The following is a 24,867-nucleotide window of genomic DNA, read 5'->3' as shown; positions in this document are numbered from 1 at the left end:
TCCCAGACTCCCGTCTCCATCGCCACCATGGCACCGCGAAACATGCGCGTTCCCAGACGCGGACGGGAGCGCCCGCTTAGACTGGGAGGATGCACGGGACGCTTCCTGCGTCCCGAGAAGGAGTGAAGCATGGCGATCCTGCCCTCCATCTCCGGACCTCGTGATCTGGACCGGCTGAGCCCACGCGAACTGGCCCAACTGGCGGCCGAGATCCGTGAGTTCCTGGTGCAGAACGTCGCGCGCACGGGCGGGCATCTGGGACCCAACCTGGGTGTGGTGGAGCTCACCATCGCGGTGCACCGGGTGTTCGACTCCCCGCGTGATCCGATCATCTTCGACACGGGACACCAGTCCTACGTGCACAAGCTTCTGACGGGCCGCCAGGACTTCTCCGAACTGCGTGCCCGAGGCGGTATCGCGGGGTATCCGCAGCGTTCCGAGAGCGAGCACGACGTCGTCGAATCGTCTCACGCGTCCAGCTCGCTGAGCTGGGCCGACGGTATCTCCCGCGCGTTCACCCGCACGGGTCGCGCTGACCGTCACGTCGTCGCGATGGTGGGCGACGGCGCCCTCACGGGAGGCATGACGTGGGAGGCGCTCAACAACATCTCCGATGACAACGATCGCAACCTCGTCATCATCGTCAACGACAACGGCCGCTCCTACGCTCCGACGATCGGCGGGATGTCGCGCTATCTGAACCGGGTCCGCACCGCGTCCGCCTACAAGGACCTGCACCGCAAGTCCGATCGGTTCTTCCGCGCATTCGGGCCCGTGGGCCGCGCTGTCTTCCGCGGTGTCCGCGGCGGCACTCACGGGTTCCTCTCCCGCTTCACCAACAATGTGGCGCTGTACTCGAATCTCGACATCAAGTATCTCGGCCCCGTCGACGGGCACGACCTGCCCATGCTCATGGAGACGCTGGAGCAGGCGAAGTCCTTCGGCGCTCCGGTGATCGTGCACGTCATCACCGAGAAGGGACGCGGCTACGCGCCGGCCCGCAACGATGAGGCGGACCAGTTCCACGCCGTCAACCCGATCGACCCGCGCACCGGAGCGGCGCTGAAGCAAGCGCGCACGGGGTGGACGGACGTGTTCTCCGAAGAGCTCGTGAACGTCGGCCAGGAGCACCCCAACGTCATCGGGATCACGGCGGCGATGCTGCGTCCCACCGGCCTCGCGGCCTTCGCCGAGCGCTTCCCCGACCGCGTCTACGACGTCGGCATCGCGGAGCAGCACGCGGTGGCTGCGGCCGCGGGAATGGCCTACGGCGGCTTGCATCCCGTCGTCGCGCTGTACGCCACCTTCATGAACCGCGCCTTCGATCAGGCCCTGATGGATGTGGCACTGCACAAGGCGGGTGTCACCTTCGTGCTGGATCGCGCCGGCATCACCGGACCGGACGGCCCCAGTCATCACGGCATGTGGGACCTGGCGATGCTGCAGATCATCCCGCACATCCGCATCGCCGCCCCGCGGGACGCGGAGCGCCTGCGTGAGGCGTTGCGGGAGGCCGTCGCGATCGATGACGCCCCCACCGTCATCCGTTTCCCCAAGGGAGCGGTGGCCGAAGACCTGCCCGCCGTGGAACGACTGGCCGATGGCGTGGATGTGCTGGCGCGCCCGGAATCGGAGGATGTGCTGCTGGTCGGCATCGGCCCGTTCGCCCACCTCGCGATGGAGGTGGCGGACCGGCTGCGTGCTCAGGGCATCGGCGCAACGGTGATCGACCCGTGCTGGGTCGTTCCGGTTGCCCCATCGCTGGTCGATCTGGCCGCCCGTCACCGACTGGTGATCACGATGGAGGATGGAATCCGCGTCGGTGGCATCGGAACCCGCATCCGTCAGGTGCTGCGCGAGGCAGGCATCGACACCGCGGTGGACGAACTGGGCGTGCCGGATGAGTTCATCGACCACGCGACGCGTGAGCAGGTGCTGGAGGACGCCGGCCTCACCGCCGCGAAGATCGCCCAGGACGTGGTCTCCCAGGTGCTCGGGACGCGCGTGCCGATGGCGCGGCCGCATCCGGACGGCGCGCTGTGGACGGGTCAGATCACCACCCAGACCGGCTCCACCGGCATCGTCCGCTGATCAGCGCAGGCTCGGCAGCATCGCGGAGGTGAGCGCAGCGGAATCCTCGCCGCGCTCACGCATCGCCGTCGCGAGCAGGTAGCCATCGGTCAGGGCATCGCCGGTGACCATCACGCGCAGCAGCTCGATGCCGCACTCGGCGCGCACGCGTTCTCTGCATGCGTCCACCACGGCGGGCGAGAGCAGCTCGTTGACCGGGAGGGCGTGGCCGGGAAGGCTTCGCACGATATCGCGCAGTGCGGCACTGACGATGTTGCCGGCTCGCTCCTTGACGCTGACGACGTCGAGCTCGAAGACTCTGAGGTCGTGACCCGTCGGGAGCGGACGCCAGTCGAAGGAAGCGTGCACGCGGTGCTGTGAGCCATCGGCTCCCGTGAGCTCGCGCACCGGGAGATCGGTCGAGCGGGTCCGAACGTCGATCATCCGGTACCACCACAGCAACGGGAACGCCGCGTGGCTGCCGGGGGAGAGCACGACGACATCGCCCGCGGAACCGCGTCGCGTGTCGGTTCGGCGGATGATCGGCTTGCCGTTGCGGGTGCGAATCGCCGCGGATCCTTCGTCCACGGTGACGAGGAACAGCTTGATGAGCGCGGGGATGACCAGCAGGGTGCCGGCGATTGCCGTTCCCGTCTTCAGGAGAGTGGCCACTCCGCTTCCGGAGAGGAGTCCGTTCAGTGCGTCGAACATGCGGTGTCCTGGGGGATGGGCTGCTGCACAGCACCATCATGTCGGCTGGGGTAGTACCGCCGACGCGTGACTCGTGTGTACGAGCCAGCGTTCACCTGTGGTTGGTCGAGTGTTCGCTCACTCGCCGAGCTCGGCCACGTCCGCCAAGAGGGGGAGGAGCGCACGTCGCACCGGCGGGAGCTTCAGCGCCGGCAGAGCGACGGCGAGCAGGCGTGTGCCGTTGTCGATCAGGCGGCGAGTCCGCGCCCGTCCCGGAGACGTGTCCTGCACCCAGGCGAGGGTGAGCGCCAGATAGATGCGGTAGAGCGCCTGCGGTGCCAGCTCGGCGACCTCCGCGGGAAGACGATCGGCCGACCCCTCCACCGTTTCCCGCAGCAGCGCGATCACGCTCTCGCGCGCTGTGCTCGACTCCGGTGAGAGCGGACTCGCGTCCGACCCCGGTGCTAGTGCTGCGAGGGCGAACTCGCTGGCGTGATCGCCGAATGGTTCCAGCTGGTCGAGGCCCGTGTGCAGGAACGCTCTGAGGCGCGGTGCGAGCTTCGTTTCCTGTGCCAGCAGAGGCGCCGCTGCAGCGCGGTGATCGGCCTGCACCTCGACATAGAGCTCCTGGATCAGGTGGCTTTTGCTGGGGAAGTGGTAGTAAGCGCTGCCGACCGACATCCCGAGTTCGTCGGCGAGGAGGCGGATGGTGGTGGCGTCGAAGCCGCGCTGACGGAACGACGCCATTGCCGCATCGCGGATCGCAGCCCGCGTACGCTCGCTCTTCGGGGTGGACATCATGATGCTCCTCGGGAGGCGTTTGCGAGGGGCCCCGCGCGCCGTGAATCGAACATGTTCGAAAATATCCCGGTCCGCGCGTTCACCGCAAGGAGCGGGCCACGCCGACGTCGGCGCGCCGGATTCGGAACGCGGTCGGCGCCCGGCACAAGCCCGGATCAGGGTGTGAGCGATGCGAGCGTCTCGGCGACCAGCTCCACGACGGCGGGGGCGGCGGCGTCACGGTCGGCGGGAACCAGTCCGATGCGGGTGCGGCGATCGAGGACGTCATCGGCGGTCAGCGCACCTTCGGCGCGCACCGCGAATTCGACCTCGGCGCGCAGGACATCGACGCCGGGCACGATCATCGATGACGGGTTGCCGAGTTGTGCCATAGCGAGCACGGTCGCTGCATCCGCGCCGAAGCGCTGCCGCAGCTGTGGTGGTGTGTCGCCGGGAGTGGCGCCCGTGGCGCCGACGAGCGGCAGTGCTGCCGTGACGCTCGGCCCCGCCGCGAGCCCGAAGGTGTCGCGCGCGAGGTCGACCGCTTCCTCCGCCATGCGTCGGTATGTGGTGAGCTTGCCACCGAGCACGTTCACGAACCCGGCGGGCGAGAGGGTCACCATGTGCCGCCGCGAAATGTCGGCGCTCGCACCTCTGGCGCCGCTGTCGATGAGAGGACGGAGTCCGGCGAACGCGCCGATGACGGCCTCGCGCGGCAACGGGCTGCGAAGCGCTGGATTGATCGTCGCGAGGAGGAAGTCGATCTCCTGCTCGGTGGGCGTCGGCGTCGCGGCGACGGGTCCGGGCGCGTCTTCGTCGGTGAGCCCGATGATGACTCGTCCGAGCTGGGCGGGCAGGGCGAAGACGAACCTGCTCAGTGAGCCGGGGTGGGGGACCATTACGGCAGCGCTCGGATGTTCGAGGCTTGCCGCACTCACCACCAGATGGGTGCCGCGACTGGGACGCACACGGATACTGTCGTCGATCGCGCCGGCCCACACGCCGGTGGCGTTGATCACCGCTCGCGCCCGGATCTCCAGACGCTCGCCGGAGAGCTGATCGATCGCCACGGCACCGTCACGATGCAGGTACTCTGCGCGGGTTCGGGTGATGATCGTGGCACCGTAGGCGGTCGCGGTCCGGGCGGCGGTGACGACGAGGCGGGCGTCGTCCACGAGCTGGCCGTCGGCGCCCAGCACGCCGCCGCGCAGGTGTCGCTCATCCAGGGCGGGGGCAAGACGGCGCGCCGTAGTCGCGCGGACCATGCGGGGCCGGGCCAGCACACTGCGTGGTGTGCCTGCGCGCACGCGCAGCAGATCGCCCATCGCCATGCCGGCCGTTCCGCCGAGTCGCTGTCTCCAATCCACGGCTGTGCCGAACGGAATGAGCTGGGGGAGTGAACGGATCAGGTGGGGTGCGATCCGGGTCATCAGCAGATGGCGTTCGTGCGCGCTCTCCACCGCGGTCGCGAAGTCGCCCGTCGCGAGGTAGCGCAGTCCGCCGTGCACGAGCTTGGAGCTCCACCGACTCGTGCCGAAGGCCAGGTCCTCGGCCTCGATCAGCACGACGCGAAGCCCGCGCGCGGCAGCGTCCAGGGCCACGCCCACCCCGGTGATTCCGCCTCCGACGACGAGGACGTCCCACATGCCGTCTGCGGCATGTTGCAGCGCGCGGCGGCGGCTGCCGGCGTGGGGCAGCGCGGAGGATCCCCGGCGGTCTGTCATGGCCGGAGGTGGCCGTCCAGGGCGAAGCGCAGCTCGCGTCGCCATGCCGCGGCATCGAGGAGGACCGAGACGGTCCCATGGGAGAGGATCGCCGACTGCGTGATGAGGAGCAGCATGGTGGCGATCTCTGCGGGGTCCCCCGAACGCACCGAGCCCTGTTCCTGGGCGCGGGTGATCGACTCGGCGAGCCAGTCCAGAATCGCAAGCTGGCTGCTGCCGAACCGCTGCAGCGTGTAGCGGGTGAACACTTCGGGCTCGCGCTCGAGGAGCGCCGTATACATCGCGTCAGCGCGGAAGCGTCTCGCGAACTCCAGCACATCGGCCACCAGTTCCTCGCGCGTGGTGGCCGGGGTGAAGCCGGAAAGCAGATCCAGGACGCGCCTCAGCAGCGCCGCCCGAACCACATCGTCCGCGCCCTGCCAGCTGCGGTACACCGTGGGGCGGCTGAAGCCCGACGTGCGAGCGAGCTCTGCGATGGTGAGCCCGCCCACACCTCGCTGGGTGATCAGGAGCTCGGCGGCGTCGAGGATCTGCAGTTGCGTCTCGTCCCAGCGAGCGGTGCTGCGTTCGAGAACCGGTTGACGTTTTTCCATGATGTGTCACACTGTAACGCGTGAAGCAGAGTCGCGAAACCACCCCCGACGATCCGCAGATGCTCTGGAACGGGTGGGGCGATCCTGCTCGGGCCACCGGCCTTCCTCTCGCCGTCCGGGCACTCCTGCCTGCGCTCCTGGGCCGCCTGCAGCGGCCAGACGCGGCACCGGAGCTGGCGGACGTGGCGGTGGAGCCGTCGCGGTTGTCGCCCGAGCAGCGCGTCGCGCTGGAGGGGATCGTCGGCCCGGGCGGCGTCGATGTCACCGCTGAGGCTCGACTGCGTCACGCGGGTGGTCGTTCGACACCCGACCTGCTGCGGCGTCGAGCGCGCGCGCAGCGTGTCCCCGACGCGGTGGTTCGGCCGGCGGACCACCCCGAGGTCGCGCGGCTCGTGGCTGAAGCTGCGAACATCGGCATCGCGGTGGTGCCGTTCGGCGGGGGAACCAGCGTGGTGGGCGGGCTGGATCCCGAGCGGGGAGTGCACTCCGCTGTCATCGCGCTGGATCTCGCTTCCCTGAGCGGGCTCATCGCCCTGGACCCCGTGAGCCGGGAGGCGACCTTGGGCGCCGGTACGCGCGGCCCTGAGGCCGAGCGGCTGCTCGCCGCGCACGGCTTCGAGCTCGGTCACTATCCCCAGAGTTTCCGCTACGCGAGCATCGGCGGCTTCGCGGCTGCGCGCTCGTCGGGGCAGAACTCGGCGGGATACGGGCGCTTCGATGCGATGGTCACCGGGCTCCGCGTCGCCACGCCGACGGGCGAGCTCACCCTCGGGCGCGCACCGGGGTCGGCCGCGGGGCCCGACCTCATCCGTGTTTTCCTCGGCTCCGAGGGGGCGTTCGGCGTCATCACCGAGGTGCGTGTCCGCGTGCATCCGATACCTGCCGAGCGCATCGTCGAGTCGTGGACCTTCCCCGACTTCACCACCGGCGTGGAGGCGCTGCGCCGGGTGGTGCACAGCGGCGCGCAACCCACCGTCATCCGCCTGTCGGACGAGGCGGAGACCGGCGTCAGCCTCGCACAGGTGGGCAAGATCGGTCGGGTGCTCGCTCGTGGTGCCAGCGCCGTGACGGTCTTCGAGGGGGAGGACAGTGACGCCCAGCGCGAACGCACCGCTGCCGTTCTCTCCGCAGCCGGCGGCACCAGTTCGGGCCGGACCGCCGCTCAGGAGTGGCTGGACGGCCGATTCGACGGCCCGTACCTGCGTGACTCGCTGCTGGCGGCGGGGGTCTTCTGCGAGACGCTGGAGACCGCGACGACCTGGGCGAACCTGCATCGCCTGCGCGATGCCGTCACCGCCGCGCTCCGAGAGGGGTTCGCCGCCGCGGGGGCGAAGAGCTTCATCATGTGCCACATATCGCACGTCTACCCCACAGGCGCCTCGCTGTACTTCACGGTGCTGGCGGGCGTGCGCGGTGACCAGCTGGCGGTCTGGGAGCCCGTGAAACGCCGGGTCGGTGACACCATCATGTCCGCCGGCGGCACCATCACGCACCATCACGCCATCGGCCGCGATCACGCCCCCTGGCTGGTGGATGAGATCGGCGAGACCGGTGTGCGCATCCTCCGGGCGATCAAGCGGGAACTCGACCCCTCCGGGGTGCTGAACCCCGGCGTCCTGGTCGCGGATCGTGACTGAGCCCGCTCGCCGGGTGGCGGTCCTCGTCAACCCTCACTCGGGCAAGGGCCGCGGCGCAGCCATCGGAGATGCGGCGGTCGCACATCTGCGTCGCCGGGGCGCGCTGGTGAGCGAACGACGTGGCGACGATGCGTCTGAGGCGCGACGGTTGCTGATCGAGCTCCTGGCGGACGCGCCGGACGCAGTGGTGGTCATCGGCGGGGACGGGACTCTCTCCGCCCTCGCGGAACCCCTGGTGAGCGACGGCACCCCCGTCGTCCTGGTGCCGGCTGGCACCGGAAACGACCTCGCTCGCGCGCTGGGCATCCCGCGCGATTCGCCTGAGAATGCGGCGGACGCGGCGATCAGCGGCGCCCCGCGGCGGATCGATGTCGGGGTGATCGAGGCGGTAGACGGACAACGCCTCTTCCTCACCATTGCTGCGCTCGGCTTCGATGCCAAGGTCAGCGAGCGCACGAATCGGCTTCGATATCCGCGCGGGCGGGTCCGCTACTTCCTGGCCATCGCCATCGAGGTGCTTCGCGTGCGCCCCATGCGGTTCCGCCTCGGCATGAACGGCGAGACGGTGACCGAGCAGCCCGGCACCCTCATCGCCATCGGCAACACCGCGAGCTACGGCGGCGGGATGCCGATGTGCGTCGGTGCTGACCCGGCCGACGGCGTGCTTGATGTCGTGCATGTGGCACCGCTGTCGATGTTGCGCCTGATCCTGCTGCTGCCGCGGCTGCTGGCAGGCACTCACCTCGATCGCCCGGAGGCCCATCGCTGTCGGGCGCGCGCGATCGAGGTGTCGGCGCCCGATCTCGTCGTGTACGCGGACGGCGAGAGGATCGCGCAGGGCGCGTGCCGGGTGAGCGTCCTGCCGGGCGCCCTGACGATGTTGGTGGGGAAGGAGTCGAGGTGACCGAGTTCGATGAGGACGTAGTCGTGATCGGTTCGGGCTTCGGCGGGGCGGTGAGCGCGCTGCGATTGTCGGAGAAGGGCTATCGCGTCCGTGTGTACGAAGCGGGTCGCCGCTTCGCGGACGAAGATTTCGCGAAGACCTCGTGGGACGTGCGTCGATACCTCTGGGCACCTCTGCTCGGCTGCTTCGGGGTGCAGCGCATTCACCGGCTGCCGCACGTGATGGTGCTCGCCGGCGCAGGTGTCGGAGGCGGATCACTCAACTACGCGAACACGCTCTATCAGCCGGGGCCGGCGTTCTTCGCCGATCCCCAGTGGCCGGCGGGACGGGACTGGGAGGCCGAGCTGCACGCCTCGTACGAGACGGCGCGACGCATGCTCGGCGTCGTCGAACACTACCCCCATACCGGCGTCGTGGAACGCATCATGGCGGGCGCTGCCGCGGACCTCGGCGTGGCCGACACCTTCCGGCAAGCGCCGGTGGGCGTCTTCCTCGGTATGCCCGGCGTGCGGGTACCCGATCCGTACTTCGGCGGAGACGGACCGGATCGCACCGGGTGCACGCTGTGCGGCAACTGCATGGTCGGCTGCCGGGTGGGCGCGAAGAACACGCTCGTGAAGAACTACCTCGCCCTGGCGGAGCGTCGCGGTGCGCGTATCGAAGCGCTGCGGACCGTGGTCGACGTGCGTGAGGACTCCGCAGGGGGCTTCCTCGTCACCACACAGCGCACCGGGGCCTGGTTCGCTCGGGAACGCCGGACGATCCGGGCGGAACACGTGGTCGTGTCCGCGGGGACCTGGGGGACTCAGCAGCTCCTGCATCGTATGAGAGCCGCGGGCTCGCTGCCGCGGTTGTCGGATGCGCTCGGCAGGCTCACGCGGACGAACTCCGAAGCGCTCGACGGCGCGGTCGCCACACGCGTGCCGGAGGGCGCGGGCCTTGCCGACGGTGTGGCCATCACGACCTCCTTCCATGTGGATGAGCGCACGCACGTGGAGAACGTGCGCTACGGGCCGGGCTCCAACCTGATGGGCATGCTCGCCACGGTACTGGTGCCCGGGGACCGGAACCTGGCGGGACGCATCCTGGCGCTGGCGGGGAAGGTGATGCGTCATCCGATTCGTGAACTGCGCCTCGCCTCGCTCCACCGCTGGAGCGAGCGGGGGATCATCGCCCTGGTGATGCAGACAGCGGACAACTCGCTGACGCTGTCGCTGCGCCGGCGGTTCGGCCGCTTCGTACTGACGAGCCGGCAGGGACACGGCCAGCCGAACCCCTCGTATCTGCCGGAAGCTCATCGCGCGACCGAAGCCATCGCGGCGCAGATCCGCCAGCACACCGGTGCACCCGCGGCTGCGCGAGGCAGCTGGCCCGAGGTGTTCGGGATTCCCCTCACCGCGCATTTCCTAGGCGGCGCGGTGATCTCCTCTTCCCCGGCAGAGGGCGTGGTCGACGAATATCACCGCGCGTGGGGGCACCCCGGCCTGCTCGTCGTCGATGGTTCGGCGGTTCCGGCCAATCCGGGAGTGAATCCGTCGCTCACGATCACCGCACTCGCGGAGCGCGCCATGTCGTTCTGGCCGGACAAGGGCATGCCCGACGAGCGGCCGCCGCAGGCTTAGAGCACGTCGGCGGCCACAGCCGCCCGCAGCTCCCGCACCAGGGCGTGGCGAGCATCACGGGGGAGTCGTTCGGAGACGACCGCACTCAGCTGCAGCGTCCCGGGGGATGCCAGTCCCGGTACCGGGGCGAGTCCCGGCTCATGGCGGTGGGATCGGGGAAGCGCTGTCATGCCCTCGCCTGCGCGTACGGCCATCAGGAGGCCGGTCAGATCGATGCTCTCGCGGACGAGATCGAGCCCGCGCGCCACGGGGGAGGCGAGCAGCGTCTCGCGCACCAGGCACGGCGCCGTGAATGCGACGAGCGCATCCGTGCGCGGGTGGGCGGCGGAGGTGAACCAGTCCAGCTCGACGCGGCCGATGGGCACGCTGTCCGCACCGAACCGGCCGTAGCCGAGCACCACATCCGCTGTGCCGGCCCGGGCGAACCCCTCCAGATGCACGGTGCGATGGAATCGGACGGAGACACGCTGCCCGGGAGCATGGGCGGCGAGCACACGAGAGACCGTGCGGAGGGTCCCGACTCCGGCCATGTTCGTGGACGCGACGACGAGATCTGAGCCGATGCGTCCGCGGGCGCGATCCAGGGCGTCGTCGTGTGCCGCGATGATCCGGTAGGCATCGGCGACGAGAGTTTCGCCGGCCGCCGTGAGGGCGATGGTGCGGCCCCGGCGGACGATCAGCGGTGCACCCACCTCGGCCTCCAGACGTCGCAGGTGTCCGGTGACGGCCGGCTGAGACAGGTGCAGCGCCTCTGCGGCGCGTCCCACGCCGGCGAAGGCGGACACCGCGAGCAGACTTCTCAGTTCCGGAATGCCGAGGACGCTCATCATCCCAGTGTGATGCCGGAATCCCGACTCGGCGGCGATCCATCACGATTCGTGATCCGGATTCGGCACCGCAACGCTGTGGGCGCACCGTCGAAGCATGCTCAAGCCCTCAGTGCTCGTCGCGGCTGCTGCGACCATCGTCCTATACGCGCTCAACTACGTGCTGAGCGCCGTCGCGGTAGGCGCCGTCGCTCCCTTCCTCGTGCTCGCCCTGCGCTGGATCGTGATCGCGATCGTGCTGTGGACGGCAGTGCTGGTCATGCGTATCCGTCTTCCGCGCGGGCGCGCGCTGCGCGATGTCATCGGTGTGAACGTCCTCACTCAGGGTGCGCAGTTCATCGCGTCCTATTGGGCGCTCGGCCATGGCGCGGGTGCGGGCATCGTCGCGCTCGTGATCGCCATGAACCCCGTGATGACAGCGGTGGCGACGTCGGTGATCCTGCGGCGGCGGCAGGGCGCGCGCGTGTGGTGGGCCGTTGCGGTCGGGGCGGCGGCTGTGACGAGCGCCTGTGTCCCGAAGATCGTCGCGGACGCGCGGGTGGGTTCCGCTCTCGCGGTGGTGATCCTGGCGCTGCTGGGACTGTCGCTCGGCTCGCTCTGGCAGGGAGAGCGACTACGCGCCGAGAGTCCGATCGCGGTGAACGCCATCGGAGCATGTGTGGGTCTCCCTCTCCTCGTCCCGTTTCTCCTCACCGCACCGCTGCAGATGCCCGCGGGCGGCGACGTCTGGGGGCTGATCGTGGTCATCGGACTGATCGGCGCGGCCGGCACGACCTGCTACTCGTGGCTGGTCCGTGCCGTCGGCGCGGGGGAGGCGTCGATCGTGTTCTCCATGATTCCCGCCGTCACCGCGGTGATCGCCTGGGCGGTCATCGGTGAGGAGATCACGGCACCGGTGGTGGTCGGCCTCGTTCTCGGGGCACTGGCGTGCCTGCTGCGGGTGCAGCCCGCGAAGCGCGTGGCGACGGTGCCGGCAGCGCGCTGGCGGTGACGGGGGTGTTCGAGATGGCGGTGGGATGCTGCGCCCGGAAGGGGAGTGCGGCCCCTGATCCGGGGATTACCCCGCCGTTCGTCGTCGGGTTTGGGGCTCGGTCCGCGATCTCCGCGTATCGCCGGACGCGGGATCACATGCTCTTCTCATGTGGATAACTCGAACAAAGCTTCGAATCTTGAGACAATGGATCATGCTCACATCGACCGCCACGACACCGCCCGCGGAGGAACTCGCCGGGGTGAAACCGACCCTCGATGTGTCCGCGATGCTGGTGCGGCTCTCGGGCGTGCGACCTGCTGCGGATCCTTCGGCGATGTCTCCGGCATCCGATGCCGCGGCTGCCGACCTGGCGCGCATGCTGGAGCAGGCGCGGCGTCTGCAGCGGGTGATGGCGATGCTGGCCGCGACGCAGGCGACCCTGCTATCGCAGGTGTTGTGCCGGGTGGTGGGTCCGGAGGCGTCCGGTGATCACTCCTCGGCGTCTTCCGAGTTGGCCGTACGCTCTGTTGCGGCGGAGTTCGCCGCTGCTCTTCACCTCAGCGATGCGCAGGTCCAGCGCCAGTTGAGCGATGCGTACACGCTCGTGACTCGATTCCCCGCGACGCATGCCGCGTTGGATGGCGGATCGATCACGGCCGCGCACGTGCGGGTCATCGTCCAAGCGGGGGCGGCGATCTCAGACGACTCGGCTCGGGCGAGGTACGAGGCGGCGGCGGTGGAGCAGGCCCAGTCCACGACCCCGTGGCGACTCAAGAACTCCCTCGCCGTGCTCGCCGAAGAGGCCATGCCCGTCTCCGTGAGCGATCGTCATCGTGAGGCGCGTCGGGCACGATGCGTCACCGTCACAGACGATGCCGACGGTATGTCGCGCTTGGCAGTGTTCATGCCCACCCTCCTCGCGCATGGTGCGTTTGACCGCATCATGGGAATGGCCCGCTCCATCAAGCACGATCCCGCGGGCCAGGGCTCTTTCGGAGATCCGGCGGCACCTGACCTGGGACAGAGCAGCACAGGCGCATGTTCTGGGTGTGCCGGGCGTCCGGGGTCGTCGACGGGCCCTGCCGGTTCGTTCGCGAGATGTTCTGATGGCTCTGCGCCTGGCGGACGGCCCCGAACGGCGAGCACCGCAGGCGCGATCCCGGATATGCGTACGCTCCCGCAGATCGCCGTCGATGTGCTGTGCGATCTGTTGCTCGGCGCCGCACCGACGACAACGTCGCAGGCCGTTGCCGCGATCCGTGGTCGGGTGCAGGTGACGGTCCCGGTGGCAACGCTTGCCGGACCTGACGACACGGGGGCCACGCTCACCGGAGTGGGCCCGATCGATGCGGACAGCGTGCGGGAGCTCGCTGCACATCAGCCGGGATGGGATCGCCTCGTGACCGATGCGGTCACCGGCGATGTGCTGGCCGTCGATCGGTACACCCCGTCAGCGGGGATGCGTCGCTTCCTCGCCGCACGGGATGAGCGCTGCCGCTTCCCCGGATGTCGACGACCCACCCACCAATGCGATCTCGACCACACGCTGGCGTGGGACGACGGCGGCGAGACTCGCATCGACAACCTCGCTCACCTCTGTCGCCGACACCATGTCCTGAAACACAACTCCGCCTGGAAGGTCGAGAGCCTCGGCGGCGGGGTGCTGCGCTGGACCAGTCCCCTCGGTCACGAGTACATCGATACCCCACCTCGCCACGCCGTGAGCTTCACTCCCGTGGCGTCGGATGTCGCCTCGCCGGTACCCAGCTCGACGGACGCCAGAGCGGCGACCCACGTCGCCGTGAACCACCTCCCGGGTCTTTCCCCAGCCGACCCGCCGCCGTTCTGACGGACGAACTCTCCCTGATGTTCTTCATGCGCCCGGTGCCGTAGCGCGATTCTCACCTGACCGATGCTGTGGCGCGGTTCTGTCGGGACTACGACTTCGCGCATGCCGCCGGCCACGTACCGACGGGAACGAACGAGAGGGCGACGGCCATCGCGGGTCGCGTCGCTGAGGACGAGTAGCTATTGCGCCGGCATCCCGCTGAGACGCACCGCAGCTCGCCCGGACCCGGCACTGCCGCTGAGAACAACGAGGCGGGCGGCCCCGAAGGACCGCCCGCCTGCGCACGATGTACGATCAGCGATTCCCGATGCCGCGGATCTCCGGGGAGTGGAACGCGCCGCCCGCGGCACGCTGCGAAGCGCCCTCGCGGTCCAGGTAGGGCGTGATTCCGCCATCGATGAACGGGTAGCCGGCGCCGAGGATGAGGCAGAGGTCGATGTCCTGCACCTCGGGAACCACCTCGGTGTCGAGCATGATCCGGATCTCCTCGGCGAGGCCATCCTGTACCCGGCGAAGAATGGTCGCTTCATCGGTCGGGGTCTTGCCCACGGCGGGCTTCAGAACCTTCTCCGCAGCCTTCGTGAAGCCGGTGACGCGGCCGCCCTTGTCCTTCTCCACGATGTCGGACAGCTCCGCCAGCTGGTGGAAGTTCTCATTCGCATAGAAGCGGTCGGGGAAGGCGCGCACCATCGTGTCCTGCACGTGGGCTGCCACCTTCCAGCCCACCAGGTCGATGAGCTGGAACGGGCCCATCGGCAGGCCCAGTGGGCCGAAGGCCTTCTCGACCTTCTCGACCGGGGTCCCCTCGTAGACCGCCCGCGCAGCTTCGCCCATCACCTTGGCGAGGAGCCGGTTCACCACGAAGCCGGGGGCATCGGCGGTGAGCACAGCGTTCTTGCCGAGCCCGCGCGCAACGACGAACGCGGTCGCGAGCGCCTGCTCGTTGGTGGTGTCCGTCTTGACGATCTCGATCAGCGGCATCACCGCGACCGGGTTGAAGAAGTGGAACCCGACGAGCCGTTCGGGGTGAGCGAGCTTCGCACCGATCTCGGCGACCGACAGCGATGACGTGTTGGTCGCGATGATCGCGTCCTCGGCGATGATCGGCTCGATCTCGGCGAACACCTGCTGCTTGACGCCGACCTCCTCGAATACCGCCTCGATGACGAAGTCGCAGTCCGCGTACTCGCTCTTGTCCGTGGTGCCGTGGATCAGGCCGCGCAGCTTGTTCGCGGTGTCGGAGTCCAGACGACCCTTGGTCTCGAGCTTCGCGATCTCCTCGTGGATGTACGCCAGGCCCTTGTCGACGCGCGCCTGGTCGAGGTCGGTGATGAGCACCGGCACCTGGAGCTTGCGGACGAACAGCAGGGCGAACTGGCTGGCCATGAGACCTGCGCCGATGATGCCGACTTTCGTGACCTTCTTGGCCAGGGCCTTGTCTGGTGCGCCGACCGGACGCTTGGCGCGCTTCTGCACCAGATCGAAGGCGTACATCGAAGCCGCGAACTCGTCGCTGGTGATGAGTTCGGCCAGAGCCTCGTCCTCGCGCTCGAAGCCCTCAGCCCGCGTGCCGGATTTGGCCTTGTCGAGAAGTTCCAGAGCCTTGTACGGCGAGCGGGGCATGGTGCCGATCTTCGACTCCAGCATCCCCTTGGCCATCTTGATGGCGATGGGCCACTTGGTGAGACGCTCGATCTTGCCGGGCTCATTCTTGCGCTCCACCGTGATGGAGCCGCTGAGCACTCCGTCTGCCCACACGAGGGAATCCTCGAGGAAGTTCGCGGCGGGGAAGATGGCGTCCATCATGCCGAGCTCGAACGCCTGCTGGGGCTTCAGCATGCGGTTCTGCTTCAGCGGGTTGGAGACCACGACCTCCAGCGCGTTCTCGATACCGATGAGGTTGGGCAGCAGGTAGGCGCCGCCCCAGCCCGGGATGATGCCGAGGAACACCTCGGGAAGCGCGATCGCCGCTGCGGAGGCGTCGACGGTGCGGTAGTGGGAGTTCAGCCCGATCTCCACGCCCCCGCCGAGAGCCAGACCGTTCACGAAGGTGAACGAGGGCACGCCCACCTCAGTGATCGAGCCCAGCACCTTGTGACCCAGCTGCGCGATCAGCAGCGCGGCTTCGCGGTTCGGGATGTTCGCCACCTCGGAGAGGTCGGCGCCGGCGGCGAGGATGAACGGCTTGCCGGTGATCCCGATCGCCTGGATCTCGCCCCGTGATGCGCGATCCTTGAGCCCGGCGAGAGTTTCGCCGAGCTCGGTGAGAGAGACGGGACCCAGCGTGTTGGGGCGGGTGTGGTCGCGACCGTTGTCCAGCGTGATGAGGGCGAGCACCTTGCCAGAGGGCAGAGTGACGTCGCGCACGGGGGAGTGCGTGACGACCTCATCGGCGGCGAAAGCCTGCAGGGGCGAGAAGTCGATGGCGTCGTAGTTGGTCATCGGGTCACTTCTTTCCGGTGTAGTTCGGGTTCTCCCAGATCATCGATCCGCCCTGGCCCAGGCCGACGCACATCGCGGTCAGGCCGTAGCGGACCTCCGGATGCTCGGCGAACTGCGCCGCGAGCTGGATCATCAGGCGCACGCCGGAGGCTGCCAGCGGGTGACCGAGCGCGATCGCACCACCCCAGGGGTTGACGCGCGGGTCGTCATCGGCGATGCCGTAGTGATCCAGGAACGAGAGCACCTGAACCGCGAACGCCTCGTTCAGCTCGAATGCGCCGATGTCGTCGATCGTCAGTCCGGCCTTGTCGAGGGCCTTCTGGGTGGAGGGGATCGGGCCGATCCCCATGACCTCGGGCTCGACGCCGGCGAAGGCGAAGGAGACCAGGCGCATCTTCGGCGAGAGTCCCAGCTCCGACACCGCGTGCGATCCGGCCAGCAGGCTCATCGTGGCGCCGTCGGTGAGCGGCGAGGACGTTCCGGCCGTCACGCGCCCGTGCGGACGGAACGGGGTCTTGAGCGTGGCGAGCCCCTCCATCGTGGTCTCGGGGCGGCGTCCCTCGTCAGCGGTGGCCAGACCCCAGGCACCGTTCGCGTCGCGAATGGCGACGGAGACCAGATCCGGCTGGATCTTGCCGGCCTGATATGCGGCCTCTGCCTTGAGCTGGCTCTGCATCCCGAAGCGGTCGGCGCGCTCCTTGGTCAGCTGCGGGAACCGGTCGTGCAGGCGCTCGGCCGTGATGCCCATGTTGAGCGCGTCCGCGGACACCAGCTTCTCGGTGAGGAAGCGGGGGTTGGGGTCTGCGCCGACACCGAGCGGGTGGTGCCCCATGTGCTCGACGCCGCCGGCAAGGGCGAGGTCGTACATGCCGAAGCCGATGGAGCCGGCCATGGTGGCCACCGAGGTCATCGCCCCGGCGCACATGCGGTCGATCGCGAAGCCCGGTACCGACAACGGCAGGCCCGCCAGGATGGCGCCGGTCCGTCCGAGAGTGAGGCCCTGGTCGCCCTGCTGGGTGGTCGCTGCGATGGCGACGTCATCGATGCGCTCGCCCGGTACCTGCGGGTTCCGCTCCATCACACCCATGATCGCCTTGACGACGAGGTCATCTGCGCGGGTGTTCCAGTACATGCCCTTCTCGCCGGCTCGCCCGAAGGGCGTACGCATGCCGTCGATGAAGTAGACGTCCGAGTTCTCGGCCACTCTGCCTCCAATGTCGTGAGATTGAGTCCAGCATATTGTGGAACTCAGGTTCACCGGAAGCCGTTGGGGTGTTTCTACGAATCGGCTTCCAGCTGTCCTCTGAGCCTTGCACGCTTTCGACAATCACGGGCCGGTGCCGCGTGAACGAGAGCGGAACGCCGTCCACGAAAGGCGGACGGCGTTCCGCTCGTGCGGTGAGGGTGGGCGGCTCCGGGGAGGGCCGGGATGGACGCACCGGCGATCAGCCGTGCGGTCTGGCCCGCATCATTCGGCGGCGGCGGTGGCGGTCGCCGACGGCTCGGCGGGAGGACCCGCGATGAATGCGGCGGAGATCAGCGGTGCGGTCTGCTCGATCTGCCACTCGCGCGCGCCGAGGGCGCGCAGCGCTGCCGAGATCGAGGCGACGTCGTCGCCCGGATGATCCCACGACACCCGCCGGAGGAAGTCGGGGGTGAGCAGGTTCTCGTTGGGCATCGTGAGCTCGCGCGCGTGCTCCTCGAGGACCGGGCGCGCTGCCTTGTAGCGCAGATCGGCTGCGGGATTGCGGTCCGCCCACGCCCGGGGCGGCGGGAGCGTGTCCGAGGCCACGCGATCCGGCGGGAGCTCGCTGGTGGCGCGCCCGGCCTCGATCGCAGACCACCAGCGGTCCAGCTGCGTACGACTGGCGCGGCCGGTGAACTCCTTGAGAGACGCGAGCGCTTGCTTCGTGGCGGGCTCCGCGCGTACCGCCGCGACGATCGCCCGATCCGGAATCAGGCGTCCGGGCGCCACGTCCTGCTCCTGGGCGTAGGCTTCGCGGGCCTCCCACAGTGCGCGGGCCACGGCCAGGTTGCGGCGGCCCCGGACGGTGTGCAGGCCACTGAGGCGGCGCCACGGGTCTTCGCGCAGCGGCTTGGGGGCCTTGTCGCGAACCGCGTCGAACTCCTCGCGAGCGAAGCGGGTCTTTCCCTGTTCCTCCAGCTCGGCGACGAGCTTCTCCTGCAGGTCGATGAGGTGCAGCACGTCGAGCGCCGCATACTCCAGCCAGGACTGGGGGAGAGGCCTCGTGGACCAGTCGTCGGCGGAGTGCGCCTTCTCCAGCGTGATGCCCAGCTCCTCCTCGACGATCGCGCCGAGACCGACGCGCTGGTGTCCGAGCAGACGCGCCGCGAGCTCGGTGTCGAAGAGGGTGGCCGGGTACAGGCCCAGCTCGTGCAGGGATGGCAGGTCCTGGCTCGCGGCGTGGAACACCCACTCGACCTCGCCGATCGCGTCCTGCAGTGCGCGGAAATCGCCGATGGGCGGCGGATCGAACAGGAAGACGCCTGAGCCGCGCCGGTACACCTGGATCAGGTAGGCACGCTGCGAGTAACGGAACCCCGAAGCCCGTTCCACATCGACGGCGACGGGGCCCACGCCGACGCGCAGCCGTTCGATGGCGGCGTCCAGTCCCGCCGAGGTGTCGATCACCTGGTACTCAGTCACACTCACTCCGCCGTGCTCCGCATATGCCGTGCTCCGAAAATCTCGATCTGCTCCGAGCCCGGCGGGAGTCCCGCGAGCATGCAGACCAGCTCAGCCCATGCTCGCACGTGTCCGTCCACCGCTCCGGACGGCGACCAGGAGGCGCGCAGCTCGATCTGTGCGCCATCCCCTTCCGCCGCCAGCGATCCAAAGCCGGTGGAGATGGTCTTGGTGGCCGTGCCCGAGACGGCGTGAGCCTGCGCCTCGTGCGACGTCAGTGCATCACGCAGCCAGGACCAGGCGACGCTGGCCAGGAGCGGGTCCGCGCCGATCTCCGGCTCCATCGGGGCCTGCGCGAAGCACACGATCCGCCACGGCCCCTCCCAGGCATCTGGAGACGACGGATCGAACAGGAGCACGAACCGGCCGGTGCCGTATGCCGACTCACCCTCCTCGGCGGGGCGGACGTCACCGGCGAGCGCGATCGCGTACGGGGCGAGGCCCTGGGGTGCGGGAATCTCCCGGACCGAGAAGTCCTCGCGGAACGTCACCGCGCGCAGCAGTTCCTGCGCCTGCGCGAAGATCGCGTCTACTGGTGAGTCTCCCGTCACGCCGACAGACTAAAGTGAGTGGGCGATGAACACTCCCAGGCGCGCCGTCCCAGCCGGTACCCTCACTGTCCTCCGCATACTGATCGCGGTCCTCGCGGGGACGCTGGCAGTGGTACTCGGTGCCCTCTTCGCGCTCGTGCGCACCGTCGCGCGCCGGGTGGTCGTGCCGGCGAACCGGGAGAACGACACGCGGATCGTGCGCTTGGACCTCAAGGCGCAGACCATCACGCTTCAGAGCACCCCGGACACCCGCCTGCCGGGTCGCTACGGGCTTTTCACGACGGGAACCGTCGACTACATCAAGCTCGGCACCATCCTCGCTCAAGACGAGCACACCGTCACCCGCAAGCTCCTCACCGAGGTGGACGGCGCGATGCGGCTCGGTCGCGACGCCGCCTTCAGCGGCTGGTACTTCGACGCGCCCGATCAGCTGCAGTTGCCCTATCAGCCGGAGCTGATCGGCACCGCAGCCGGCCCCGCCCCGGCCTGGATCTTCCCGGGCGGCGACACCTGGGTGATCCAGGTGCATGGGCGCGGAACGCGGCGGGCCGAGTGCCTGCGCGCCGTGCCGGTGTTCCACGACGCCGGGATCACGTCCCTCATCGTGTCCTACCGCAACGATGGAGAGGCTCCGCGCAGCCGCTCGGGAATGTACGCGCTGGGGGAGACGGAGTGGCGGGACGTTGACGCAGCGATCGGCTACGCGAAGCGTCACGGGGCCGCCCGCGTCATCCTGATGGGATGGTCTATGGGTGGGGCCATCGTGCTCCAGGCGGCGACGCGCTCTGCCTATCGCGAGCTGATCGCCGGGATCGTGCTGGAATCGCCCGTGATCGACTGGCGGAGCGTGCTGACCTATCAGGCGCAGGAGAACCGCATTCCGGCACCGCTCGGAAATCTCGCGGTCTCCTCCCTGCAGGGCGGGTGGAGCGCACGCGCGATGGGTGCCGGGGCCCCGATTCCCTTCGACCGCCTGGACATGGTGGCCGGCGCGGACAGGCTCCATGTCCCGGTGCTCATCCTCGCGTCCGACGACGACGGCTTCGTCCCGTCCGACGGGGCGCATGCGCTGGCCGAGGCGCGGCCCGACATCGTGCAGCTGGACGTCTTCTCCGTCGCCCGGCACACCAAGCTCTGGAACTACGATCAGAGCCGCTGGGACGGCGACATCCGCTCCTGGCTGGCGGAGCGCGGCTTCACGGCCTGAGCGCTCTCAGCGCTTCTCGCGAACCTGACGCTTCGCACGCATGAGCATGCCGGACACGCTTCTGATATCCGAGGACGAATTCGCGAGTTGATCGGGGTAGATTCCCCGCCGGATGTGCTCAGCGCTTTTCGCGAACCTGACGCTTCGCACGCATGAGCATGCCGGACACGCTTCTGACTTCCGAGGACGAATTCGCGAGTTGATCGGGGTAGATTCCCCGCCGGATGTGCTCAGCGCTTTTCGCGAACCTGACGCTTCGCACGCATGAGCATGCCGGTCATTCCCGCGATCCGCAGGGGCGAGACCGCGCGGGTGAGTCCGATGGTCTGGGGGAAGTCATCGGGGATCGCCAGGACCTCGTCGGCGGTGAGACCGGTGATGCCCTGCGACAGGATGCTGGCGAACCCGCGTGTGGTGGGTGCTTCGGCCGGTGCGGTCGCGTGCATCGAGACCACGCCGTCCTGATCGACGTCGACGATGATGTACACCGGCGACTGGCACTCGATCACGCGCTCAGCCAGCTCGGGATGTCCCTGGTACTCCTCGGGAAGATCCGGCAGCTCGTTGGAGAACTCCAGCAGCAGCTCCAGGCGATCGGACTCGTCGAGCTCGAGGAACTCGTCGCGGATCTCGGCGAGTGTGGCGGGAAGTTCTGCAGCATTCATCCCCTCCATCCTCCCACGCGGTGGCGCACTCGGGTCCGCGTGCGCAGGGACGACGATGCCCCGCGGGCGAAAGCCGGCGGGGCATCGGGAGACGAAGGTCAGCGCGCGGGGATCTCGCCCGGCTCGGTGCCGGTGACGATGGGCACGCGCACGGCGCTTCCCCACTCGGTCCAGGAACCGTCGTAGTTGCGCACTCCCTCGAAACCGAGCAGGTAGGTCAGCGCGAACCAGGTGTGCGCCGAGCGCTCGCCGATGCGGCAGTAGGCGATGATGTCGTCGCCATCCTTCAGACCGGCACCATCGCGGTACAGGGCGTCCAGCTCGGCCCGGTTGCGGAACGTGGCGTCCTCGGCGGCGGCCTTCGCCCACGGCACGCTCTGCGCCGACGGGATGTGGCCACCGCGAAGCGCGCCCTCTTCGGGGTACGCGGGCATGTGAGTGCGCTCGCCGCTGTACTCCTCGGGGGAGCGCACATCGATCAGCGGCTTGCCGAAGTGAGCGAGCACGTCCTCCTTGAAGGCACGGATGCTGGAGTCGTCGCGCTCCACCACGGGGTACTCGACCGCCTCACGGACCGGCTTGTCGGTGGTGAGTTCACGACCCTCGGCGATCCACTTGTCGCGGCCGCCATCGAGGAGGCGGACGTCCTCGTGACCGAACAGCGTGAACACCCAGAGGGCGTATGCAGCCCACCAGTTGTTCTTGTCGCCGTAGATGACGATGGTGTCGTCGCGGGAGATGCCCTTTCCGCCGAGCAGCGCGGCGAACTGCTCACCGGTGAGGTAGTCGCGCACCACCGGGTCGTTGAGCTCGGTGTGCCAGTCGACCTTCACGGCACCGGGGATGTGGCCGGTCTCGTACAGGAGCACGTCCTCGTCGGACTCGACCACGACGAGTCCGGGCTCGTCGAGATGCGCGGCGAGCCAGTCGGTCGTCACGAGGCGCTCGGGGTGTGCATACTCGCTGATCTTCTCGGACGACGTGTCGAATTCGACGGCCACGGGTTCTCCTTCGTGCGGGCGGGCTGGGTGCGGACGGCGTAGGGTATTCACCGTCCCTTCCAGCCTATTGCGGGTTGGGGACGGGAGAGCCGTTTCGTAAGACAACGACATGTCCGCTCTTCACCGCCCAGTCCTCGACGACACAGACACAGGAACCCGATGACGTCCGCCGCGAGCAGCACAGTCGTGCACCTCACCGACCGCAACCCTCAGCTCACCGGCGACGAGATGGTAGCGAGCCTCGTGCCGCCGCCCCAGTTCGACGGCGCGACGTTCGAGACCTATCGCACCGACGACGCCTACCCGTCGCAGCGTGAGGCGAAGGAACTGCTGATGGCCTTCTGCGCCCCGTCCTCGACGGCCAAGCGCGGCGGCCTCTTCTCACGTCGCAAGGCGCCGAAGGAAGCCGAGCTGAAGCCCGGCGTGTACCTGGATGGCGGCTTCGGAGTCGGCAAGACCCACCTGCTCGCGTCCGTCTTCCATGCGTTCCCCGCCCGGCGGAAGTACTTCGGCTCATTCATCGAGTACACCGCTCTCGTCGGTGCGCTGGGCTATCGCAACGCGGTCGACCTCTTCCGGGGCACGGGTCTTCTCTGCATCGACGAGTTCGAGCTGGACGATCCGGGCGACACGATGGTGATGACCCGCTTCCTCGGCGAGCTCGTCGCCGGAGGCACACGGATCACGGCGACGAGCAACACGCCCCCCAACGCGCTCGGTGAGGGACGCTTCGCGGCGCAGGACTTCCTGCGCGAGATCCAGGCGATGTCAGACAGCTTCCAGACGGTGCGCATCGACGGCGTCGACTACCGTCAGCGCGCGCTCGACGGCACGGCTGTGACCCTCGATGATGCGGCGTACACGGCAGCGCTGGCCGCGGCCGGCACCGCCTCCGATGACGATTTCGACGATGTGATCCGCCACCTGGCCAGTGTCCATCCTTCTCGCTATGTCCGGCTGGTGACCGGACTCGACGCCGTTGGCCTGCGAGACGTCCGCCAGCTCACTGATCAGTCCGAGGCGCTGCGCTTCGTCGCACTCGTCGATCGGATCTACGACGCCCAGATCCCGATCCGCGCCACGGGGCTGGCACTCAACGACGTCTTCAGCGAGGAGATGGTGGGGGGCGGCTACCGCAAGAAGTACCTGCGCGCGGTGTCACGCCTGAACGCTCAGACCCACAGTTGAGCGCTCCCGGAACCGTGCGGCGAAACACGCTGTTCACATAACGAGCGCATTCGTAACCTGCGTGTCACGAGGTGCGTCATCGGCGGAAACGCCGATCCATCATCGTGGGGGAATCCGGCGCGAACGCTGCCGGCCCTCACGAACGGAGCCTCGAATGGACAGCGGCAACCTCGCGTGGGCGCTCACCGCCACCGCACTGGTCCTCTTCATGACGCCGGGCGTCGCCTTCTTCTACGGCGGCCTGGTGCGTGCGAAGAGCGTCATCAGCATGATGATGATGAGCTTCGGAGCGATCGCCCTGATCGCCGTGCTGTGGATCCTGTACGGCGCGAGCATGAGCAGCGTGAGCTCGCCGTGGGAGTTCGCAGGAAACCCGTTCGGTGACCTGGGGCTGGCCGGTGCGGACAACGACCGGCTCGTGTCGACCGCGTTCAGCGCGACCTTCGCGATCATCACCGTCGCGCTGATCTCCGGGGCCATCGCCGACCGCGCGAAGTTCGGCGCCTGGATGGTGTTCGTGGGAGTCTGGTCGACGCTCGTGTACTTCCCGGTTGCCGCGTGGGTCTGGGGCGGCGGCTGGGCGATGAAGCTCGGCGAGATGCTGGGCCTGGATCACACCGTGATCGACTACGCCGGTGGCACGGCGGTGCACATCAACGCCGGTGCCGCAGCGTTCGCGCTGTGTCTGCTGCTGGGCAAGCGCGTGGGTTTTGACCGCAGCATCAACAAGCCCCACAACGTTCCGCTCGTGCTGCTCGGTGCCGCGATCCTCTGGTTCGGCTGGTTCGGCTTCAACGCCGGTGCCGAAGGCACTGCTGGGCTGCTCGGAACCGGTGACTCGCGGGCCGGTCTGATCATCATCAACACGATCGGCGCGACCGCAGCCGCGATCCTCGGCTGGATCGTCGTCGAGAAGATGAAGGCGGGCAAATCCACCAGCGTCGGTGCCGCATCCGGTGCCGTCTCCGGACTCGTCGCCATCACCCCCGCCTGTGCCGACCTCACGCCCGGATGGTCGCTGCTGCTGGGCCTGCTGGCCGGTGTCATCTGCTGCTTCGCGGTCGAGCTGAAATGGAAGCTGGGCTATGACGACTCGCTGGATGTGGTGGGCATCCACCTCGCCGGTGGCATGCTCGGAACGCTCTACCTCGGCTTCTTCGCGACCGGCACCGGTGTGTTCGTCGGGGGAGACCTGTCGCAGCTGTTCATGCAGTTCGTCACCGCCGCAGCCGTTCTCGTGTACTCCTTCGTCGCCGCGTATGCGATCGGCTGGGTGATCGATCGGACCATGGGCTTCCGCATCACGAAGGAGGACGAGATCGCCGGTATCGACACGGTCGTGCACGGCGAGGAGGGGTACTTGCTGGACGCGCGCGTCTGAGCTGAGGAACGGATACAGCGGGTCGACGATGGCGTCGGCCCGCTGTGTCGTGCGGA

General features: G+C 68.6%; 20 protein-coding genes. 9 read left to right on the top strand and 11 right to left on the bottom strand.

Going from position 1 to position 24,867, the window contains the following annotated elements; translation table 11 throughout:
- The first annotated feature begins 129 nt into the window (after positions 1-129).
- Entirely contained in the window at positions 130-2,091 is a 1,962-nt protein-coding gene (dxs, locus tag LQ566_RS03870; protein ID WP_231090267.1) for a 1-deoxy-D-xylulose-5-phosphate synthase, read from the top strand.
- Here the strand turns inward: dxs and LQ566_RS03865 are convergent, their stop codons facing one another.
- From LQ566_RS03865 to LQ566_RS03850, 4 genes are all read right to left on the bottom strand, one after another.
- Entirely contained in the window at positions 2,092-2,781 is a 690-nt protein-coding gene (locus LQ566_RS03865) for an SPFH domain-containing protein (RefSeq protein WP_231090266.1), read from the bottom strand.
- Positions 2,782-2,898: 117 nt separating this feature from the next.
- Complete coding sequence (locus LQ566_RS03860) at positions 2,899-3,561, bottom strand: TetR/AcrR family transcriptional regulator (RefSeq protein WP_231090265.1); 663 nt, start codon at positions 3,559-3,561, stop codon at positions 2,899-2,901.
- Positions 3,562-3,716: 155 nt separating this feature from the next.
- Positions 3,717-5,264, bottom strand: a complete 1,548-nt coding sequence (locus tag LQ566_RS03855; RefSeq protein ID WP_231090264.1) for a glycerol-3-phosphate dehydrogenase/oxidase — start codon at positions 5,262-5,264, stop codon at positions 3,717-3,719.
- Positions 5,261-5,857: a TetR/AcrR family transcriptional regulator gene (locus LQ566_RS03850; protein WP_231090263.1), complete on the bottom strand. Its 597-nt coding sequence runs from the start codon at positions 5,855-5,857 to the stop codon at positions 5,261-5,263. Before LQ566_RS03850 ends, LQ566_RS03855 begins: the two co-directional genes overlap by 4 nt.
- 20 nt (positions 5,858-5,877) lie before the next feature.
- Here LQ566_RS03850 and LQ566_RS03845 point away from each other — a divergent pair, with 20 nt between their 5' ends.
- Genes LQ566_RS03845 through LQ566_RS03835 form a run of 3 tightly spaced genes read left to right on the top strand, consistent with a single transcriptional unit; the run spans position 5,878 to position 10,020 of the window.
- Positions 5,878-7,494, top strand: coding sequence for an FAD-binding oxidoreductase (locus tag LQ566_RS03845; RefSeq protein WP_231090262.1), 1,617 nt, complete (start codon positions 5,878-5,880; stop codon positions 7,492-7,494).
- Positions 7,487-8,398: a YegS/Rv2252/BmrU family lipid kinase gene (locus tag LQ566_RS03840; RefSeq protein ID WP_308070514.1), complete on the top strand. Its 912-nt coding sequence runs from the start codon at positions 7,487-7,489 to the stop codon at positions 8,396-8,398. The genes LQ566_RS03845 and LQ566_RS03840 overlap by 8 nt, the downstream gene beginning before the upstream one ends.
- The gene (locus LQ566_RS03835; RefSeq protein WP_231090261.1) at positions 8,395-10,020 is read left to right on the top strand and encodes a GMC oxidoreductase; all 1,626 of its coding nucleotides are present in this window, start codon (positions 8,395-8,397) and stop codon (positions 10,018-10,020) included. Before LQ566_RS03840 ends, LQ566_RS03835 begins: the two co-directional genes overlap by 4 nt.
- Here LQ566_RS03835 and LQ566_RS03830 read toward each other — a convergent pair.
- Positions 10,017-10,847 carry a LysR family transcriptional regulator gene (locus LQ566_RS03830; RefSeq protein ID WP_231090260.1) on the bottom strand — a complete coding sequence of 277 codons (831 nt, stop codon included), beginning with the start codon at positions 10,845-10,847 and terminating at the stop codon, positions 10,017-10,019. The genes LQ566_RS03835 and LQ566_RS03830 overlap by 4 nt on opposite strands.
- Before the next feature lie 97 nt (positions 10,848-10,944).
- Here LQ566_RS03830 and LQ566_RS03825 point away from each other — a divergent pair, with 97 nt between their 5' ends.
- Both LQ566_RS03825 and LQ566_RS03820 read left to right on the top strand, forming a co-directional pair.
- A complete protein-coding gene (locus tag LQ566_RS03825; protein WP_231090259.1) occupies positions 10,945-11,838 on the top strand; it encodes a DMT family transporter in 894 nt (297 codons plus the stop codon).
- A 193-nt stretch (positions 11,839-12,031) separates the two neighbouring features.
- Positions 12,032-13,669 carry an HNH endonuclease signature motif containing protein gene (locus LQ566_RS03820; RefSeq protein WP_231090258.1) on the top strand — a complete coding sequence of 546 codons (1,638 nt, stop codon included), beginning with the start codon at positions 12,032-12,034 and terminating at the stop codon, positions 13,667-13,669.
- Between the two features lie 294 nt (positions 13,670-13,963).
- On the opposite strand, the gene LQ566_RS03815 is transcribed toward LQ566_RS03820, so the two are convergent.
- From LQ566_RS03815 to LQ566_RS03800, 4 genes are all read right to left on the bottom strand, one after another.
- Entirely contained in the window at positions 13,964-16,111 is a 2,148-nt protein-coding gene (locus tag LQ566_RS03815) for a 3-hydroxyacyl-CoA dehydrogenase NAD-binding domain-containing protein (RefSeq protein WP_231090257.1), read from the bottom strand.
- A 4-nt stretch (positions 16,112-16,115) separates the two neighbouring features.
- Complete coding sequence (locus tag LQ566_RS03810; protein WP_231090256.1) at positions 16,116-17,315, bottom strand: thiolase family protein; 1,200 nt, start codon at positions 17,313-17,315, stop codon at positions 16,116-16,118.
- 264 nt (positions 17,316-17,579) lie between these two features.
- Positions 17,580-18,779, bottom strand: a complete 1,200-nt coding sequence (locus LQ566_RS03805; protein WP_231090255.1) for a ribonuclease D — start codon at positions 18,777-18,779, stop codon at positions 17,580-17,582.
- A gap of 2 nt (positions 18,780-18,781) precedes the next feature.
- Positions 18,782-19,369 (bottom strand): DUF3000 domain-containing protein, encoded by a 588-nt coding sequence (locus tag LQ566_RS03800; RefSeq protein ID WP_372459772.1) that lies wholly within the window; start codon positions 19,367-19,369, stop codon positions 18,782-18,784.
- Positions 19,370-19,394: 25 nt separating this feature from the next.
- On the opposite strand from LQ566_RS03800, the gene LQ566_RS03795 reads away from it, so the two are divergent.
- Positions 19,395-20,576 carry an alpha/beta hydrolase family protein gene (locus LQ566_RS03795; RefSeq protein ID WP_231090254.1) on the top strand — a complete coding sequence of 394 codons (1,182 nt, stop codon included), beginning with the start codon at positions 19,395-19,397 and terminating at the stop codon, positions 20,574-20,576.
- 230 nt (positions 20,577-20,806) lie between these two features.
- On the opposite strand, the gene LQ566_RS03790 is transcribed toward LQ566_RS03795, so the two are convergent.
- Both LQ566_RS03790 and LQ566_RS03785 read right to left on the bottom strand, forming a co-directional pair.
- Entirely contained in the window at positions 20,807-21,241 is a 435-nt protein-coding gene (locus LQ566_RS03790; RefSeq protein WP_231090253.1) for a SufE family protein, read from the bottom strand.
- 98 nt (positions 21,242-21,339) lie between these two features.
- Positions 21,340-22,242, bottom strand: a complete 903-nt coding sequence (locus LQ566_RS03785) for a sulfurtransferase (RefSeq protein WP_231090252.1) — start codon at positions 22,240-22,242, stop codon at positions 21,340-21,342.
- A 159-nt stretch (positions 22,243-22,401) separates the two neighbouring features.
- Here LQ566_RS03785 and zapE point away from each other — a divergent pair, with 159 nt between their 5' ends.
- On the top strand, positions 22,402-23,430 hold the full coding sequence (gene zapE / locus LQ566_RS03780; protein ID WP_231090251.1) for a cell division protein ZapE: 1,029 nt from the start codon (positions 22,402-22,404) through the stop codon (positions 23,428-23,430).
- 154 nt (positions 23,431-23,584) lie between these two features.
- Positions 23,585-24,811 (top strand): ammonium transporter, encoded by a 1,227-nt coding sequence (locus LQ566_RS03775; protein WP_231090250.1) that lies wholly within the window; start codon positions 23,585-23,587, stop codon positions 24,809-24,811.
- Positions 24,812-24,867 lie beyond the last annotated feature (56 nt).

Origin of the sequence: Microbacterium nymphoidis (genome assembly GCF_021044885.1) — a bacterium.
Lineage (GTDB): Bacteria > Actinomycetota > Actinomycetes > Actinomycetales > Microbacteriaceae > Microbacterium > Microbacterium nymphoidis.
This window is presented reverse-complemented; position numbering and strand designations above follow the sequence as displayed.

Coding starts and splice junctions, on each gene's coding strand:
- dxs (WP_231090267.1), top strand. CDS start 130: ATGGCGATCCTGCCCTCCATCTCCGGACCTCGTGATCTGGACCGGCTG.
- LQ566_RS03865 (WP_231090266.1), bottom strand. CDS start 2,781: ATGTTCGACGCACTGAACGGACTCCTCTCCGGAAGCGGAGTGGCCACT.
- LQ566_RS03860 (WP_231090265.1), bottom strand. CDS start 3,561: ATGATGTCCACCCCGAAGAGCGAGCGTACGCGGGCTGCGATCCGCGAT.
- LQ566_RS03855 (WP_231090264.1), bottom strand. CDS start 5,264: ATGACAGACCGCCGGGGATCCTCCGCGCTGCCCCACGCCGGCAGCCGC.
- LQ566_RS03850 (WP_231090263.1), bottom strand. CDS start 5,857: ATGGAAAAACGTCAACCGGTTCTCGAACGCAGCACCGCTCGCTGGGAC.
- LQ566_RS03830 (WP_231090260.1), bottom strand. CDS start 10,847: ATGAGCGTCCTCGGCATTCCGGAACTGAGAAGTCTGCTCGCGGTGTCC.
- LQ566_RS03825 (WP_231090259.1), top strand. CDS start 10,945: ATGCTCAAGCCCTCAGTGCTCGTCGCGGCTGCTGCGACCATCGTCCTA.
- LQ566_RS03820 (WP_231090258.1), top strand. CDS start 12,032: ATGCTCACATCGACCGCCACGACACCGCCCGCGGAGGAACTCGCCGGG.
- LQ566_RS03815 (WP_231090257.1), bottom strand. CDS start 16,111: ATGACCAACTACGACGCCATCGACTTCTCGCCCCTGCAGGCTTTCGCC.
- LQ566_RS03795 (WP_231090254.1), top strand. CDS start 19,395: ATGAACACTCCCAGGCGCGCCGTCCCAGCCGGTACCCTCACTGTCCTC.
- LQ566_RS03790 (WP_231090253.1), bottom strand. CDS start 21,241: ATGAATGCTGCAGAACTTCCCGCCACACTCGCCGAGATCCGCGACGAG.
- zapE (WP_231090251.1), top strand. CDS start 22,402: ATGACGTCCGCCGCGAGCAGCACAGTCGTGCACCTCACCGACCGCAAC.
- LQ566_RS03775 (WP_231090250.1), top strand. CDS start 23,585: ATGGACAGCGGCAACCTCGCGTGGGCGCTCACCGCCACCGCACTGGTC.